This window comes from Pseudoalteromonas sp. NZS100_1 (assembly GCF_015864285.1).
In the GTDB taxonomy this organism is placed as follows: Bacteria; Pseudomonadota; Gammaproteobacteria; order Enterobacterales; family Alteromonadaceae; genus Pseudoalteromonas; species Pseudoalteromonas arctica.
Map to the genome: position 1 here is coordinate 75,788 of NZ_JADYXN010000020.1, position 13,808 is coordinate 89,595.

At 40.8% G+C, this 13,808-nt stretch carries 19 protein-coding genes and 1 pseudogene; 18 read left to right on the top strand and 2 right to left on the bottom strand.

Annotated features, from left to right (window positions below; translation table 11 throughout):
- Positions 1 to 208: 208 nt before the first annotated feature.
- Together I6F66_RS13915 and I6F66_RS22565 are read right to left on the bottom strand one after the other, a co-directional pair.
- Positions 209 to 1,372 (bottom strand): hypothetical protein, encoded by a 1,164-nt coding sequence (locus I6F66_RS13915; RefSeq protein WP_165729097.1) that lies wholly within the window; start codon positions 1,370 to 1,372, stop codon positions 209 to 211.
- A 155-nt stretch (positions 1,373 to 1,527) separates the two neighbouring features.
- Positions 1,528 to 1,681, bottom strand: a pseudogene (locus I6F66_RS22565) (transcriptional regulator).
- 394 nt (positions 1,682 to 2,075) lie between these two features.
- On the opposite strand from I6F66_RS22565, the gene I6F66_RS13920 reads away from it, so the two are divergent.
- The 18 genes from I6F66_RS13920 to rplQ all read left to right on the top strand — a co-directional run bounded on the left by I6F66_RS13920 (position 2,076) and on the right by rplQ (position 12,795).
- The gene (locus I6F66_RS13920; protein ID WP_197209378.1) at positions 2,076 to 4,046 is read left to right on the top strand and encodes an AsmA family protein; all 1,971 of its coding nucleotides are present in this window, start codon (positions 2,076 to 2,078) and stop codon (positions 4,044 to 4,046) included.
- A 273-nt stretch (positions 4,047 to 4,319) separates the two neighbouring features.
- Positions 4,320 to 4,688: a 50S ribosomal protein L14 gene (gene rplN, locus I6F66_RS13925; RefSeq protein WP_002959498.1), complete on the top strand. Its 369-nt coding sequence runs from the start codon at positions 4,320 to 4,322 to the stop codon at positions 4,686 to 4,688.
- A 10-nt stretch (positions 4,689 to 4,698) separates the two neighbouring features.
- The gene (gene rplX / locus I6F66_RS13930; RefSeq protein WP_002959496.1) at positions 4,699 to 5,013 is read left to right on the top strand and encodes a 50S ribosomal protein L24; all 315 of its coding nucleotides are present in this window, start codon (positions 4,699 to 4,701) and stop codon (positions 5,011 to 5,013) included.
- Positions 5,014 to 5,029: 16 nt separating this feature from the next.
- The gene (rplE, locus tag I6F66_RS13935; protein ID WP_010554915.1) at positions 5,030 to 5,569 is read left to right on the top strand and encodes a 50S ribosomal protein L5; all 540 of its coding nucleotides are present in this window, start codon (positions 5,030 to 5,032) and stop codon (positions 5,567 to 5,569) included.
- A 10-nt stretch (positions 5,570 to 5,579) separates the two neighbouring features.
- Positions 5,580 to 5,885 carry a 30S ribosomal protein S14 gene (gene rpsN / locus I6F66_RS13940; RefSeq protein WP_010554914.1) on the top strand — a complete coding sequence of 102 codons (306 nt, stop codon included), beginning with the start codon at positions 5,580 to 5,582 and terminating at the stop codon, positions 5,883 to 5,885.
- A 21-nt stretch (positions 5,886 to 5,906) separates the two neighbouring features.
- Entirely contained in the window at positions 5,907 to 6,299 is a 393-nt protein-coding gene (gene rpsH, locus I6F66_RS13945; RefSeq protein ID WP_007584660.1) for a 30S ribosomal protein S8, read from the top strand.
- A gap of 13 nt (positions 6,300 to 6,312) precedes the next feature.
- The gene (gene rplF, locus I6F66_RS13950) at positions 6,313 to 6,846 is read left to right on the top strand and encodes a 50S ribosomal protein L6 (protein ID WP_002959488.1); all 534 of its coding nucleotides are present in this window, start codon (positions 6,313 to 6,315) and stop codon (positions 6,844 to 6,846) included.
- 9 nt (positions 6,847 to 6,855) lie between these two features.
- Complete coding sequence (rplR, locus tag I6F66_RS13955; protein WP_002959486.1) at positions 6,856 to 7,206, top strand: 50S ribosomal protein L18; 351 nt, start codon at positions 6,856 to 6,858, stop codon at positions 7,204 to 7,206.
- 9 nt (positions 7,207 to 7,215) lie between these two features.
- A complete protein-coding gene (rpsE, locus tag I6F66_RS13960; protein WP_002959485.1) occupies positions 7,216 to 7,722 on the top strand; it encodes a 30S ribosomal protein S5 in 507 nt (168 codons plus the stop codon).
- 2 nt (positions 7,723 to 7,724) lie between these two features.
- Positions 7,725 to 7,907, top strand: coding sequence for a 50S ribosomal protein L30 (rpmD, locus tag I6F66_RS13965; protein ID WP_002959482.1), 183 nt, complete (start codon positions 7,725 to 7,727; stop codon positions 7,905 to 7,907).
- A gap of 4 nt (positions 7,908 to 7,911) precedes the next feature.
- The gene (rplO, locus tag I6F66_RS13970) at positions 7,912 to 8,346 is read left to right on the top strand and encodes a 50S ribosomal protein L15 (RefSeq protein ID WP_002959480.1); all 435 of its coding nucleotides are present in this window, start codon (positions 7,912 to 7,914) and stop codon (positions 8,344 to 8,346) included.
- 10 nt (positions 8,347 to 8,356) lie between these two features.
- Positions 8,357 to 9,685 (top strand): preprotein translocase subunit SecY, encoded by a 1,329-nt coding sequence (gene secY, locus I6F66_RS13975; RefSeq protein ID WP_007584663.1) that lies wholly within the window; start codon positions 8,357 to 8,359, stop codon positions 9,683 to 9,685.
- A gap of 22 nt (positions 9,686 to 9,707) precedes the next feature.
- A complete protein-coding gene (rpmJ, locus tag I6F66_RS13980; protein ID WP_002959476.1) occupies positions 9,708 to 9,821 on the top strand; it encodes a 50S ribosomal protein L36 in 114 nt (37 codons plus the stop codon).
- A gap of 124 nt (positions 9,822 to 9,945) precedes the next feature.
- Positions 9,946 to 10,302 (top strand): 30S ribosomal protein S13, encoded by a 357-nt coding sequence (rpsM, locus tag I6F66_RS13985; protein ID WP_007584664.1) that lies wholly within the window; start codon positions 9,946 to 9,948, stop codon positions 10,300 to 10,302.
- 12 nt (positions 10,303 to 10,314) lie between these two features.
- On the top strand, positions 10,315 to 10,701 hold the full coding sequence (rpsK, locus tag I6F66_RS13990; protein WP_002959471.1) for a 30S ribosomal protein S11: 387 nt from the start codon (positions 10,315 to 10,317) through the stop codon (positions 10,699 to 10,701).
- A 21-nt stretch (positions 10,702 to 10,722) separates the two neighbouring features.
- Positions 10,723 to 11,343, top strand: a complete 621-nt coding sequence (gene rpsD, locus I6F66_RS13995) for a 30S ribosomal protein S4 (RefSeq protein ID WP_002959461.1) — start codon at positions 10,723 to 10,725, stop codon at positions 11,341 to 11,343.
- Between the two features lie 24 nt (positions 11,344 to 11,367).
- Positions 11,368 to 12,354 carry a DNA-directed RNA polymerase subunit alpha gene (rpoA, locus tag I6F66_RS14000; RefSeq protein WP_002959452.1) on the top strand — a complete coding sequence of 329 codons (987 nt, stop codon included), beginning with the start codon at positions 11,368 to 11,370 and terminating at the stop codon, positions 12,352 to 12,354.
- 39 nt (positions 12,355 to 12,393) lie between these two features.
- Positions 12,394 to 12,795 (top strand): 50S ribosomal protein L17, encoded by a 402-nt coding sequence (gene rplQ / locus I6F66_RS14005; protein WP_002959450.1) that lies wholly within the window; start codon positions 12,394 to 12,396, stop codon positions 12,793 to 12,795.
- The last annotated feature ends 1,013 nt before the right edge of the window (positions 12,796 to 13,808 follow it).

Below are 13,808 nucleotides of genomic sequence, written 5' to 3' on the forward strand. Positions count from 1 at the left end.
GGTGCATTTTTATTATTTAACTGGGAAGGTAATAGCACTGTATGTGCCAGTCTCGTTTTAATTATTTTTAAGTAAAACTAATGCTATTAAAACAATTGCTTATGATGAAATGATGTTTTTGGAAGGAAGTTTTTTGATTTTCTGTCGCACGCTGCTGATGCATAAACTAACCTAGCTGTACTATTAAAGTACAGCTAGGAAAGGTTTTTTAGCCAAAAATAGTGCGCATAAGGCTAATTGTTTCGTTTACACTGCGACCTTTTTGAACTTCACTTACAATTGAATCACGTTTACTGCGAATATGTTCAGGGATATCGTCAGCGGCAAGTGCGCGGTCTACTAAAATTTCTGCAGACTCTTTACCTCTACGTTGAGTTTTACCTGTTGTAGTTGTAGTACGCTTAGGCTTGCTTAGCAGTTTAATGTAGTTAGAGTTATCTGGTGTTTTAGCATCAGCATAGTGAAAGAAACATGGGATTAGCGCTTTAATAGCAACTAATTGTTCTTCTAACTCATTACTCGGTTTAGCCATTTTGTACCATGACATAGCTTGAATACCTTTTACGATATCTTGCCAGTAACGCTCAAAATCACTATTTTTAAGTTTAGAAACACCAAGGGCACCACATAAAGCATCTAATCGATTATTTGTAATCGGAGTAAATAAATCAGGGCGACGCATTGCAAGCAAACGAGTTGCAGGCGCAAGTGTTGGTTTTTCGTTGTTGTCGGTGAATATTTTTGAATAAGCAGCAACAAATTGTTGATACTCATATTGAGTAATATCACCTTCAAGCGGAATATTTACTAGTGCGTCGTCAAAAGCACCTGGTAAATCACCAAGCATTTGATGGAAGCTCTTTGCACTCTTTGTAGATGCAAACCATTCAACGTCAAAGTTGTATGTGCTTGGATCAAGTGATGCCATGTGCTTACCGCTAAACGCAAGTAAATCTTCAGGGATCATATCTTTAAGAGACTGTTCACGAATGCTTTTAATGTAGTCTACTAAACGAAGCTGTTCATCAAGTGCAATAACGTCTTTGTGTTGTTCTACAAATACACTTACAACAGGCCAAGGAGCAATACGTAAAGTTTTAACCTGTAAAAAGCTGATAGCTGAAATAAGCTGGTCGTGTAGCTTTTTAAGTACAGGCAATTGCTGTGGCTCTAGTAAATCGTAGTTCATACGATCTCTGCTAGCATTTAGCAATTCGTAACACCAAGGTAAAAAATCATCAGGGTGGTTTTCTACTTTCACGGCCATAAGGTTAAGGCTTAACTCCGAAGATTGCTTCAGAATGTTCTGATAGATTTGGTTTTCTTGTTCGCCTAGCGTCATTTTTGACGGTGAAATTAGCAGTTTTTTCATGCCTTGTAGAATCTCCGGTTTAGATATATATTTTTTTGCTGGTCTATTTTAGCGCAATTACGCTAATAACAACAGCGCTGTCCTTCATCCGTTGTAATTGAAATGACTAAATCGGTATTTTTGCTAATAAAATGAGACTAACGCTTTAACATGTATTAATCATTTTCATTTAGTACAAAGAGACTCTCAACTAAAATGTTGAGTTGTTTTTAGGGCAACTATGAACGACGGCGTAAGCCGTAATATTTCTACTGTACTTATTGTTTTGCTCGAAAAGTTAATCGTATCAGCGAGCTCTTATTGCGACAATCTGGCAAATTTACAAAAATGTTGCTATTTGGTTTCGCGTATTTTGTTCTTAAATTCTGCTATTGCCTAATAAACGAAAGCCCATGAGCCTAAAATATAATAGCCATATTAAATGTAGCTATTATTAAGAGTGGTATATCAGAAGCAAAAGTGTCAAAAACTAGAACAGCATAATAAAGCGAAGACCACGTACTTAATAAATAATTGTATCAGCGGTATTTAAGTCTTTATTTATAGAGTCTTCAATGCAACCTAGAGGTATTAAAATGTTTCAGGAGCGATTCATACAGAGACTGTAAAATTCAATAAAGTGCTTTTTTATCATAACTACAATGATTTTAAGGCTAACACTCGCTATGATAAGAACATTATTTGCACGTTTGAAAGGACGATCATGAAAACCTTACTTAAAATTGTAGGTGTAATACTTTTACTATGTATAGCACTCATTGCCGCCGCACCGTTTTTAATCCCTACTGATACTATTTTTAATAAAGTGTCGCAGCAGGTAGAACAAACAACTGGGCGTACTCTTACTATTAAAGGTGATAAAACACTTAGCGTATTCCCTGCATTAAAGTTAGAACTTAACGACGTGCATTTTGCAAACATGGAATCAGGTTCGCGCGCCGATATGGCGAGTATGAAACAGCTTGTTGTACACATACCTTGGTTTTCATTATTTGGTGGTGAGTTTAAATTAGATAAGTTTGTTATAAACGAACCAAATATTCTATTAGAAACCGACAAAAATGGTAAAGCTAATTGGCAGTTGTTTGATGCAGTTGCAGAGCAACCTAAAGAGCAAAGCCAATCAGGTGAAGCGATAAAGCTTCCAGATAACTTTGATATTGAATTAGGTGAGGTTGCTATTTATGGCGGTACATTTACTTACCTAGATGGCCAAACAGGTGCTAAACAACAAATTAGTGATCTAGAGCTCGCTATTTTACTTCCTTCACTTCGTAAAACATTAGAAGTAAAAGGCGGTATTACTTATATGCAAGAACGTTTTGAGCTTGATATAAAACTAGATACTCCGGCTAAAGCAATTGAAGGCACCACTTTTAATGTTAAACAAACCTTAGATTCTCGTTTAGTTGATCTAACGTTCGAAGGGAGCATCGCTGGGCAAGGACAAGATATTAAAGGTCAGTTAGCATTAAATGGTGAGTCAGTTAAAAACATTGCGAAATGGCAAGGTGTAGAGTTAAGCGCTAAAGAAAATGCTTTTAACGCATTTAGTGTAAACGGTAAAATGCACCTAGCAGGTGAGAAATTTAATTTAGAAGATTTAGTTGCGACGTTAGACGCATTGGAAATAAAAGGTAAGAGCGAGCTTAACCTAGGTAAGCGTTTAGCTGTAAATGCTGATATTGATTTAGGTATGCTTGATTTAAACCCGTACCTACCTAAAGCAGTAGCTAAACAAGAAGAGCCAGTAGAGCAAGATGATAAACCTGCAGAGCCAATAGTATGGGATGACACTAAAATTGATCTAAGTGCGTTAAATTCACTAGATGCGAATGTAGTTATTCGTTCAAGTGGATTAAAAGCTAACGATATTAAGTTGGGCGCAAATCAATTTACTGTTGCTTTAAAAAATAGCATTGCAAAACTAAGCCTAGATAGCTTTTCTGCTTATGAAGGGTCAGGTAAAGGCGTTATCAAAGTAAACGCACAACAAGTACCTTATAAAATATCAACTAACTTTGACTTAGCTGGTATAGATGCACAGCCTTTATTAACTGATGCGGCAGGTTTTGACAAGCTAATGGGTAAGGGGTCTTTAAATTGGAACCTAAACACAACTGGCCAAAGTCAAAAGTCGTTTATTGGTGCGCTTAACGGAAAGCTTGGATTTGAGTTTGCGGATGGAGCAGTGAAAGGCGCGAATATAGCTGAGATGGTACGTAAAGGTAAGGAACTTATTTCAGGAAACTTTGGTGCAGCATCTGAAGGGTTAGATACAGGGTTTGAAGAATCTGAGCAAACGGATTTCTCTGCACTAACGGGAAGCTTCAACTTTACTAATGGTGTTGGCAAAAATACTGATTTATCACTTATTAGCCCACTTATTAGAATATCTGGTGAAGGGGACGTCGATTTACCGCAAACAATGGTTAACTACCGTTTGGTTACGGGCATAGTTGGATCAATCGAAGGACAGGGAACTACTGATGACAGTAGTGGCTTTAAAATACCATTACGTATAAAAGGGCCTTTCCATGATGTTGGTATAAAGCTTGATATAGGCAATGCGCTCAAAGATGAAGCTAAGCAGAAAGTCGATGAGGCTAAAGAAAAAGCCAAAGACAAAGCAAAAGATAAGATTAAAGATAAATTAAAAGGTTTATTTGGTTAATCAACTACAGCTAACGTAAACAAGGCACTTATATAGTGCCTTGTTTGTTTTGTAACCATCTGTAAAATAGCTACATAGCCGTAATTACTCAACTTTAATAACCATACACTCCAAATTAATTAAAAAATAACCTATCGCTACCCCCTCAATGCTGGTACAATTGCCCGCCCTTAAGAGACAACTCGTTTGTTTTTTGATTGGGATTTAATCGAAATGTCTGATTTTTAAACGAATTTTAGACACGTTGTAATTACTACACCGGAGGTCATTAACATGATCCAAATGCAAACTCAGCTGGAAGTTGCTGATAACAGCGGCGCTCGCAAAGTGCAGTGTATAAAAGTCCTTGGTGGTTCACACCGTCGCTACGCAGCGATTGGCGACATCATTAAAGTTTCTGTAAAAGAAGCTATTCCTCGCGGTAAAGTGAAGAAAGGTGATGTTAAAAACGCGGTAGTTGTGCGTACCAGAAAAGGTGTTCGCCGTCCAGATGGTTCTCTGATCCGTTTTGACAGCAACGCGGCTGTTATCTTAAATGATAACTTGCAGCCAATTGGTACACGTATTTTCGGCCCTGTGACTCGCGAACTTCGTAATGATAAGTTCATGAAAATCGTTTCACTAGCCCCAGAAGTACTGTAAGGAGCCAATCATGGCAGCAAAAATACGTCGTGATGACGAAGTAATCGTACTAGCAGGTAAAGACAAAGGTAAGCGCGGAAAAGTGCTTTCAGTTGTTACTGAATCTGGTCGAATCTTTGTCGAAGGCATAAACTTGATCAAGAAACACCAAAAGCCGGTTCCACAATTGAACCAAGCTGGCGGCATTGTTGAGAAAGAAGCATCTATGGATGCATCAAACGTTGCGATCTTCAACTCGGAAACGAGTAAAGCTGATCGTGTAGGTTTCAAGATTGAAGATGGTAAGAAATTACGTATCTTTAAATCTACTGGTAAAACTATCTAATAGTTGGAGTAGAATGATGGCGAAACTGCATGAAGTATATAAAGACAAAGTAGTTGCTGAACTTCAAGAGAAGTTTGGTTTCAGCTCTGTCATGCAAGTCCCTCAGATCGAAAAGATCACATTGAATATGGGCGTGGGCGAAGCCCTAGCTGACAAGAAGATTTTAGATAACGCAGTAGCGGATCTAGCAGCAATCTCTGGTCAGAAACCTCTAATCACTAAAGCACGCAAATCTGTTGCTGGCTTCAAAGTGCGTGAAGGTTACCCGATTGGTTGTAAAGTAACCCTACGCGGCGAGCGTATGTGGGACTTTTTTGAGCGTTTGGTATCAATCGCTATCCCACGTATTCGTGACTTCCGTGGCGTAAGTGCTAAGTCTTTTGATGGACGTGGCAACTACAGCATGGGCGTACGTGAACAAATCATCTTCCCAGAAATCGATTACGATAAAGTAGACCGTGTACGCGGTATGGATATTACTATCACTACTTCTGCGAAATCTGATGAGGAAGGCCGTGCGTTGTTAGAAGCGTTTAACTTCCCATTTAAGAAATAAGGGTAGGGTTATGGCAAAGAATTCTATGAAAGCGCGCGAAGCAAAGCGCACAAAACTAGTTGCTCAGTTCGCTGAAAAGCGCGCGGCACTAAAAGCTATCATCAGTGATGTTAATACATCTGAAGATGATCGTTGGGACGCGGTACTTAAGCTACAAGCTTTACCTCGTGATTCTAGCCCTGCACGTCAACGTAATCGTTGTAACATTACGGGCCGCCCACATGGTTTCCTTCGCAAATTCGGCATGAGCCGTATTAAAGTTCGCGAAGCAGCTATGCGCGGTGAAATTCCTGGCCTTAAAAAGGCTAGCTGGTAATAGAATCATGGGAGTAAGACTATGAGCTTGCAAGATCCTATCGCGGATTTGTTCACACGAATTCGTAACGGTCAATCAGCGAAGAAAGTATCTGTAACGATGCCAACTTCAAAGCTGAAAGTAGCATTAGCTAAAGTACTAAAAGACGAAGGTTATATCGTAGATTTCGCCGTTAACGGTGAAACTAAACCTGAGCTTTCTATCGAATTGAAGTACTTCGAAGGCAAAGCTGTAATTGAAAATATCCAGCGTGTAAGTCGCCCTGGTCTACGTATCTATAAGAAACGTGACCAATTACCTAAGGTAATGGGTGGTCTTGGTATCGCTATCGTATCAACTTCTAAAGGCCTAATGACAGACCGCACAGCACGTAGTGCTGGTGTTGGTGGTGAAATCATTGGTTTTGTAGCTTAATCGGAGGGGAACTATGTCTCGCATAGCAAAGGCACCAATTACTGTTCCTGCCGGTGTAGAAGTTACATTAAAAGGCCAGGAAATCACAGTTAAAGGCAAAAACGGTGAACTTACTCGTACTATCAACAACGCTGTTGAAGTACAAGTTAATGACAACGTTATTACTACTTTACCTCGTGATGGCGTAGCTAATGCATGGGCTCAAGCAGGTACTGCTCGCGCTCTAATCAACAACATGGTTGTTGGTACGCATGAAGGTTACGAGAAGAAACTTCAGTTAGTAGGCGTGGGTTACCGTGCTGCAGCTAAGGGTAAAACATTAGATTTAACTCTTGGCTTCTCACACCCAGTTAATTTCGCAGTTCCTGAAGGAATTACGATTGAAACTCCAAGCCAAACAGAAGTTCTAGTTAAGGGCGTAGATAAGCAGTTAGTTGGTCAAACAGCTGCTAACATTCGTGCATACCGTAAACCTGAGCCTTATAAAGGCAAGGGTGTTCGTTATTCAGATGAGAATGTACGCCGTAAAGAGGCTAAGAAGAAGTAAGGTAAGACGATGGATAAAAAAACAGCTCGTCTACGTCGTGCTAAACGCACTCGTAGAAATTATATTGAACAAGGCACAACGCGTCTTGTTATCCACCGCACGCCACGTCACATCTACGCTCAAGTTGTAAATGCTGAGGGTAATGTACTGGCTGCTGCTTCTACTGTTGAAAAGGCTATTAGCGAAACAGTTAAAGGCACCGGTAACGTTGAAGCTGCGCAAGCAGTTGGCAAAGCGGTTGCTGAACGTGCGGCTGACAAAGGCATCGAAAAGATTGCTTTTGATCGCAGTGGCTTTAAATATCACGGCCGTGTGAAGGCGCTAGCTGATGCTGCGCGTGAAGCCGGTTTGCAATTCTAGGAGTAGACTATGGCTAACGTAGAAGCAAAGCAACAACAGCCTGATCTAGCTGAAAAGCTAATCGCGGTGAACCGTGTGTCTAAAGTAGTTAAAGGTGGTCGTATCTTTAGCTTTACTGCACTAACTGTAGTTGGTGATGGCGCAGGTAAAGTAGGTTTCGGTTATGGTAAAGCACGTGAAGTTCCAGCTGCTATTCAAAAAGCAATGGAAAAAGCACGTCGTAACATGATCAACGTAGACCTAAATGGCAACACATTACAGCATCCTGTTAAGGGACGTCATGCTGGCTCACTAGTGTTCATGAAACCAGCATCTGAAGGTACTGGTATCATTGCAGGTGGTGCTATGCGTGCAGTACTTGAAGTGACTGGTGTGCAGAACGTACTTTCTAAATGTTACGGTTCTACTAACCCAATCAACGTGGTACGTGCAACGATTTCGGCTCTTGAGAATATGAATTCTCCACAGTCAATCGCTGCAAAACGTGGCCTTCGCGTAGACGAAATACTGGGGTAACCATGGCAAATCAAACTGTAAAAGTAACACAAGTAAAAAGCTCTATCGGTCGTTTACCGAAACATAAAGCTACATTACGCGGTCTTGGTTTACGTCGTATCAACCACACTGTTGAGTTAGAAGACACAGCATGTGTACGTGGTATGATAAACAAGGTTTCTTACATGGTTAAGGTAGAGGGTTAATTCGATGCATTTGAATACACTTTCACCTGCTGCAGGTTCAAAAACTGCTCCAAAACGTGTTGGTCGTGGTATCGGTTCTGGTCTAGGTAAGACTGGTGGTCGTGGTCACAAAGGTCAAAAATCACGTTCTGGCGGCAAAGTACGCGTTGGTTTTGAAGGCGGTCAAATGCCTATGCAACGTCGTCTACCTAAATTTGGTTTTACTTCTCGCAAATCTTTAGTATCTGCAGAAATAAACCTTTTTGAAATCGCTAAAGTTGAAGGCGATGTGGTAGACCTAAGCGCGTTACAAGCAGCTGGTCTAGTTAAAAAGAACGTTCTTTTCGTTAAAGTTGTTAAATCTGGCGAAGTTTCACGCGCTGTTACCGTTAAAGGCCTTAAAGCCTCTAAAGGTGCTCGCGAAGCTATTGAAGCTGCCGGAGGCAAGGTAGAAGACTAAGGAAGTACTAATGGCTAAACCAGGTCAAGATACAAAAAGTGCACAAGGTGGACTTTCGGAATTGAAGCGCCGATTACTCTTCGTATTGGGTGCTATCATAATTTACCGTCTAGGTTCATTTGTGCCGATCCCTGGGATTGACGCCGCTGTACTTGCCGATTTCTTCGAGCAACAAAAGGGCACCATTGTTGAAATGTTCAACATGTTCAGTGGTGGTGCTCTTGAGCGAGCTTCAGTGTTAGCACTGGGTATTATGCCGTATATCTCGGCTTCGATTATTACGCAACTATTAACGCATATGTATCCTCCGTTTATAGAGCTTAAGAAAGAAGGTGAGCAAGGGCGTAAAAAAATTAGCCAGTACACACGCTATGGCACGCTTGTGCTAGCTACTATTCAATCAATCGGTATTGCTTCTAGCTTACCGGGCATGATGGAGGGGTTAGTTGTTAACCCTGGTATGGGTTTCTATTTCACCGCAGTGGTGAGTTTAGTGACTGGTACTATGTTCCTTATGTGGTTGGGTGAACAAATTACAGAACGCGGTATCGGTAACGGTATCTCTGTTCTAATATTTGTTGGTATTGTAGCTAACTTGCCGTCTGCTATTGGTTCGACAGTCGAAATGGCGCGCCAAGGTGATTTGAATGTTTTTGTACTACTGATGGTTGCGGTAATTGTATTCGCTGTTACTTATCTTGTAGTGTTTTTTGAACGTGGACAACGTCGTATTGTTGTTAACTACGCTAAACGCCAACAAGGTCGTCAAGTATTTGCTGCTCAAAGCACGCATTTACCACTAAAAGTAAATATGGCGGGTGTTATTCCACCAATCTTCGCTAGTAGTATAATTCTGTTCCCTGGTACAATTGCTAGCTGGTTCGGCCAAGGTGAAGGTCCAGTTGCTGATGTATTACAAGCTGTAGCTACTACGTTGACCCCAGGTCAACCGTTGTACTCACTTGTACTAGCAGCAGCTATTATCTTCTTCTGCTTTTTCTATACAGCGTTGGTTTTTAACCCTCGTGAAACAGCAGATAACCTTAAGAAATCTGGCGCATTTATCCCAGGTATTCGTCCAGGTGAGCAGACATCTAAATACATTGATAAAGTGATGACACGCCTGACATTGGCAGGTGCTTTGTATATAACCTTTATCTGTCTGGTGCCTGAATTCATGACGATGGCGTGGCAAACGCCATTCTACTTCGGCGGTACATCAGTTTTGATTATCGTTGTAGTAATCATGGACTTTATGGCACAAGTACAGACTCACCTGATGTCTCATCAGTATGATTCTGTGCTGAAAAAAGCGAACCTTAAAGGCTACGGTCGATAAGGTCAGTTTACGGAGTTGAGCAATGAAAGTACGTGCTTCCGTTAAGAAAATATGCCGTAACTGTAAAGTTATTAAACGTGCTGGTGTAGTACGCGTAATTTGCAGTGAGCCTAAGCATAAGCAAAGGCAAGGCTAAGTAAACAGCGTGCAGGCTGAGTTTTCTCGGCCTGTGTTTTTAGTAGTAATTTGGTCTTCGTTTGAGTATCCTTACGGGCTTTTCAAACAGATGATTACCAAATTCGAATATAGGAGATGTGTTAGTGGCCCGTATTGCTGGCATTAACGTCCCTGATCATAAACATGCAGTTATTGGTTTAACAGCTATTTATGGCATAGGTAAGACTCGCTCTAAGGCTATCTTAGTAGCGACTGGTATCGCCGAAACCACAAAAATCGGTGAACTTTCAGACGAAATTCTTGACGTACTGCGTGATGCAGTTGGCAAGTACACTGTTGAAGGTGATCTTCGTCGTGAAGTTACTTTAAATATCAAGCGCCTTATGGACCTTGGTTGTTATCGTGGCCTACGTCACCGTCGCTCTTTACCACTACGTGGTCAAAGAACTAAGACTAACGCGCGCACCCGTAAGGGTCCACGTAAGCCTATTAAGCGATAAGGGGATAGTATTATGGCTAAGACACCAATTCGTCGTAAAAAGGTTAAAAAACAAGTTGCTGATGGTATGGCTCATGTTCATGCGTCTTTCAACAACACTATTGTAACGATTACCGACCGTCAAGGTAATGCACTATCATGGGCTACTGCCGGTGGTTCAGGTTTCCGTGGTTCACGTAAATCTACACCATTTGCTGCTCAGGTTGCTGCAGAGCGTGCAGGTACTGCTGCTCAAGAATACGGTTTAAAAAATCTAGAAGTTTTCATCAAAGGTCCAGGTCCAGGTCGTGAATCTGCTGTACGTGCTTTGAATGCTGCTGGTTACCGTATTACCAACATTACTGACGTGACGCCTATACCACATAATGGTTGTCGTCCACCGAAGAAACGTCGCGTTTAACAATAGGTTAGGAGAAATAACATGGCAAGATATTTGGGCCCTAAGCTCAAGCTGAGTCGTCGTGAAGGTACTGACCTGTTCCTTAAGAGCGGCGTAAGAGCTATCGACTCTAAGTGTAAACTTGAGACTGCACCTGGTCAGCACGGCGCCCGTAAAGGTCGTTTATCTGATTACGGTTTACAATTACGTGAAAAGCAAAAAGTACGTCGTATATACGGTGTATTAGAAAAGCAATTCCGTAACTACTACAAAGAAGCTGCTCGCCTTAAAGGTAATACAGGTGAAAACTTGTTACAGCTTTTAGAGCAACGTTTAGACAATGTTGTATATCGCATGGGTTTTGCTAGCACACGTGCAGAAGCACGTCAGTTAGTAAGCCATAAAGCGATTTTAGTTAATGGTCGTGTTGTGAACATTCCTTCATACGTAATTACTCCAGAAGATACTGTTGTAATCCGTGAGAAGTCTAAGACACAAGCACGTATCATCGCTGCTCTAGAGTTGGCTGAGCAACGTGAAAAGCCGACTTGGGTTGAAGTTGACGGTAAGAAATTGGAAGGCAGCTTTAAGCGTCTACCTGAGCGTTCAGACCTGTCTGCGGACATTAATGAACAACTAATCGTCGAACTTTACTCTAAGTAAAGTTAAGAGTTAAGAGAGGATAAAATGCAGGGTTCTGTTACAGAATTTCTAAAACCAAGGTTAGTCGACATCGACGCTATCAACCCAACGCGTTCTAAAATAGTTTTAGAACCATTAGAGCGTGGCTTTGGCCATACTCTGGGTAATGCTTTACGCCGTATATTACTTTCATCTATGCCTGGATGTGCAGTAACTGAAGTTGAAATCGACGGTGTATTACATGAGTACAGCGCGAAAGAAGGCGTTCAAGAAGACATCATTGAAATACTATTAAACCTTAAAGGTTTAGCAGTAACGTTAGAAGGCAAAGATGAAGTTTTTCTGACCCTGACTAAATCTGGTGTAGGCCCTGTTACTGCGGCTGATATTCAGCACGATGGCGATGTAACAATTGCTAATCCAGATCACGTTATTTGTAATTTAACTACAAATAACAGCGAGATCAGCATGCGTATTCGTGTTGAACGTGGTCGTGGTTATGTGCCGGCATCTAGTCGTTTATCCTCTGATGACGATGAGCGTCCAATTGGTAGATTGTTGCTTGATGCATCATTTAGCCCAGTTGAACGTATTGCGTACTCGGTTGAATCAGCTCGAGTTGAGCAACGTACAGATTTAGACAAGTTAATCATTGATATGGAAACAAACGGCACTTTAGATCCAGAAGAAGCGATCCGCCGTGCGTCTACTATCTTAGCTGAGCAATTAGATGCATTCGTAGATTTACGTGATGTAACTGAGCCAGAAGAGAAAGAAGAGAAGCCAGAATTCGATCCTATTCTACTTCGTCCAGTTGATGACCTTGAATTAACAGTACGCTCAGCAAATTGTTTGAAAGCCGAGCAAATTCAATATATCGGTGATTTAGTTCAGCGCACTGAAGTTGAGCTTCTTAAAACGCCTAATTTAGGTAAGAAGTCTCTAACTGAAATTAAAGACGTGCTAGCTTCACGTGGACTTTCTCTAGGCATGCGCCTAGAAAATTGGCCACCTGCAAGTTTAGCTGAATAATCTAAATCACTATATTAGTTTAGTTAGAAGGATAGGGTCATGCGCCATCGTAAGAGTGGTCGTCAATTAAACCGTAACAGTAGCCATCGTAAAGCGATGTTTAGCAATATGGCAGGTTCTTTGGTGAAACATGAAATCATCAAAACTACTTTGCCTAAAGCGAAAGAGTTACGTCGTGTAATTGAACCTTTAATCACACTGGCTAAGACTGACAGTGTAGCAAATCGCCGTTTAGCGTTTGCTCGCACGCGTGATAATGAAGTTGTTGGTAAATTATTCAGTGAAATCGGTCCACGTAACGCGGATCGTCCAGGTGGTTACACTCGTATTCTTAAGTGTGGCTTCCGTACTGGTGATAATGCACCAATGGCTTATATTGAACTAGTTGGTCGCCCAGCGACTAGCGAAGCAGTTCAAGAAGACGCACAGTCTGCAGAGTAAGTCTTAAAGAAACCTAAAAGCCGAGCTTATGCTCGGCTTTTTCTTGCCTAAAATTTGTCAAACTATATGAACGAGTAATTACCTTCTATTATGTGTATCGACTCATAGATTCTGAATCGATAGGTTGTTTTGACAGCTATTTTAATAGCTACCTAGTGACTCTTTACTTACCATTGATTGAAAATAGCCTATCAGGTTCTAGTTAAAGATCATTTTCATTATATAGTGATTTACAGTTATTAATGATAGCACTTCGAATTTAACTACCATTAAGCAATCCCTGATTAAGTTTTTATTTATTAGAGCTTATCAGAAGATATAGCGTTCGCTCTCTTAATCTATATACCGGTACTAAGAACCTCATAGTAAAGCTAATCATTGCGGCCTAAGTAAACTCACTTCTTAAATAAAACATAGCCCAATGAATTCAAATCTCAGCTTTTGACTATTTCAAATGATTTTAGCAACACGACTCTTAACTTATTGGTTGGCTTTTTCAGGATTGTTGATCCAAATACGTCTCTACTGATAGCTAGTTATCATAATTTTGATTTTAAATAGCCCTATAAACTTCTTGATACAGGTGGTTTAGTTGTGTTTTTGAGCGTTTAGCTCAAATACTCAGCGAACAGCACTTTATTTCAAGTTTTCTTCAAAAAAGGGTTGATCTGTTTTCGGATCTCCCTATAATGCGACCCCACTGAGACGGGAAACGCCGAAGCATAGCGAGGCACGAACTACTCAGAGAGTTAAATAAAACTTCGGTTTTAAATTGTCGAAAGAAAGTTTAAAACTAAGTGTTGACTCGAAAAATAAAGGGTGTATTATTCGCATCCCTTGAGACGCTAAAGCGACTCAAAACGTTCTTTAACAATATAAAGCAATCATCTGTGTGGGCACTCGTACAGATTGAGTTCTAACAGCCAACCTACTTAGGTAGCGAGGCAAACAAATTAGAGTCTCAATTGAAAACTGAGTGACCAACAGAATAGTTATTTCGGTAATTATTCGGC

Excerpts from the sequence above, each read along its gene's own strand:
- rplF (WP_002959488.1), top strand. The coding sequence starts at position 6,313 with ATGTCTCGCATAGCAAAGGCACCAATTACTGTTCCTGCCGGTGTAGAA.
- secY (WP_007584663.1), top strand. The coding sequence starts at position 8,357 with ATGGCTAAACCAGGTCAAGATACAAAAAGTGCACAAGGTGGACTTTCG.
- rplO (WP_002959480.1), top strand. The coding sequence starts at position 7,912 with ATGCATTTGAATACACTTTCACCTGCTGCAGGTTCAAAAACTGCTCCA.
- I6F66_RS13920 (WP_197209378.1), top strand. The coding sequence starts at position 2,076 with ATGAAAACCTTACTTAAAATTGTAGGTGTAATACTTTTACTATGTATA.
- rpmD (WP_002959482.1), top strand. The coding sequence starts at position 7,725 with ATGGCAAATCAAACTGTAAAAGTAACACAAGTAAAAAGCTCTATCGGT.
- rplN (WP_002959498.1), top strand. The coding sequence starts at position 4,320 with ATGATCCAAATGCAAACTCAGCTGGAAGTTGCTGATAACAGCGGCGCT.
- rpoA (WP_002959452.1), top strand. The coding sequence starts at position 11,368 with ATGCAGGGTTCTGTTACAGAATTTCTAAAACCAAGGTTAGTCGACATC.
- I6F66_RS13915 (WP_165729097.1), bottom strand. The coding sequence starts at position 1,372 with ATGAAAAAACTGCTAATTTCACCGTCAAAAATGACGCTAGGCGAACAA.
- rplQ (WP_002959450.1), top strand. The coding sequence starts at position 12,394 with ATGCGCCATCGTAAGAGTGGTCGTCAATTAAACCGTAACAGTAGCCAT.
- rplR (WP_002959486.1), top strand. The coding sequence starts at position 6,856 with ATGGATAAAAAAACAGCTCGTCTACGTCGTGCTAAACGCACTCGTAGA.
- rpsD (WP_002959461.1), top strand. The coding sequence starts at position 10,723 with ATGGCAAGATATTTGGGCCCTAAGCTCAAGCTGAGTCGTCGTGAAGGT.
- rplE (WP_010554915.1), top strand. The coding sequence starts at position 5,030 with ATGGCGAAACTGCATGAAGTATATAAAGACAAAGTAGTTGCTGAACTT.
- rplX (WP_002959496.1), top strand. The coding sequence starts at position 4,699 with ATGGCAGCAAAAATACGTCGTGATGACGAAGTAATCGTACTAGCAGGT.
- rpsE (WP_002959485.1), top strand. The coding sequence starts at position 7,216 with ATGGCTAACGTAGAAGCAAAGCAACAACAGCCTGATCTAGCTGAAAAG.
- rpsK (WP_002959471.1), top strand. The coding sequence starts at position 10,315 with ATGGCTAAGACACCAATTCGTCGTAAAAAGGTTAAAAAACAAGTTGCT.
- rpmJ (WP_002959476.1), top strand. The coding sequence starts at position 9,708 with ATGAAAGTACGTGCTTCCGTTAAGAAAATATGCCGTAACTGTAAAGTT.
- rpsN (WP_010554914.1), top strand. The coding sequence starts at position 5,580 with ATGGCAAAGAATTCTATGAAAGCGCGCGAAGCAAAGCGCACAAAACTA.
- rpsH (WP_007584660.1), top strand. The coding sequence starts at position 5,907 with ATGAGCTTGCAAGATCCTATCGCGGATTTGTTCACACGAATTCGTAAC.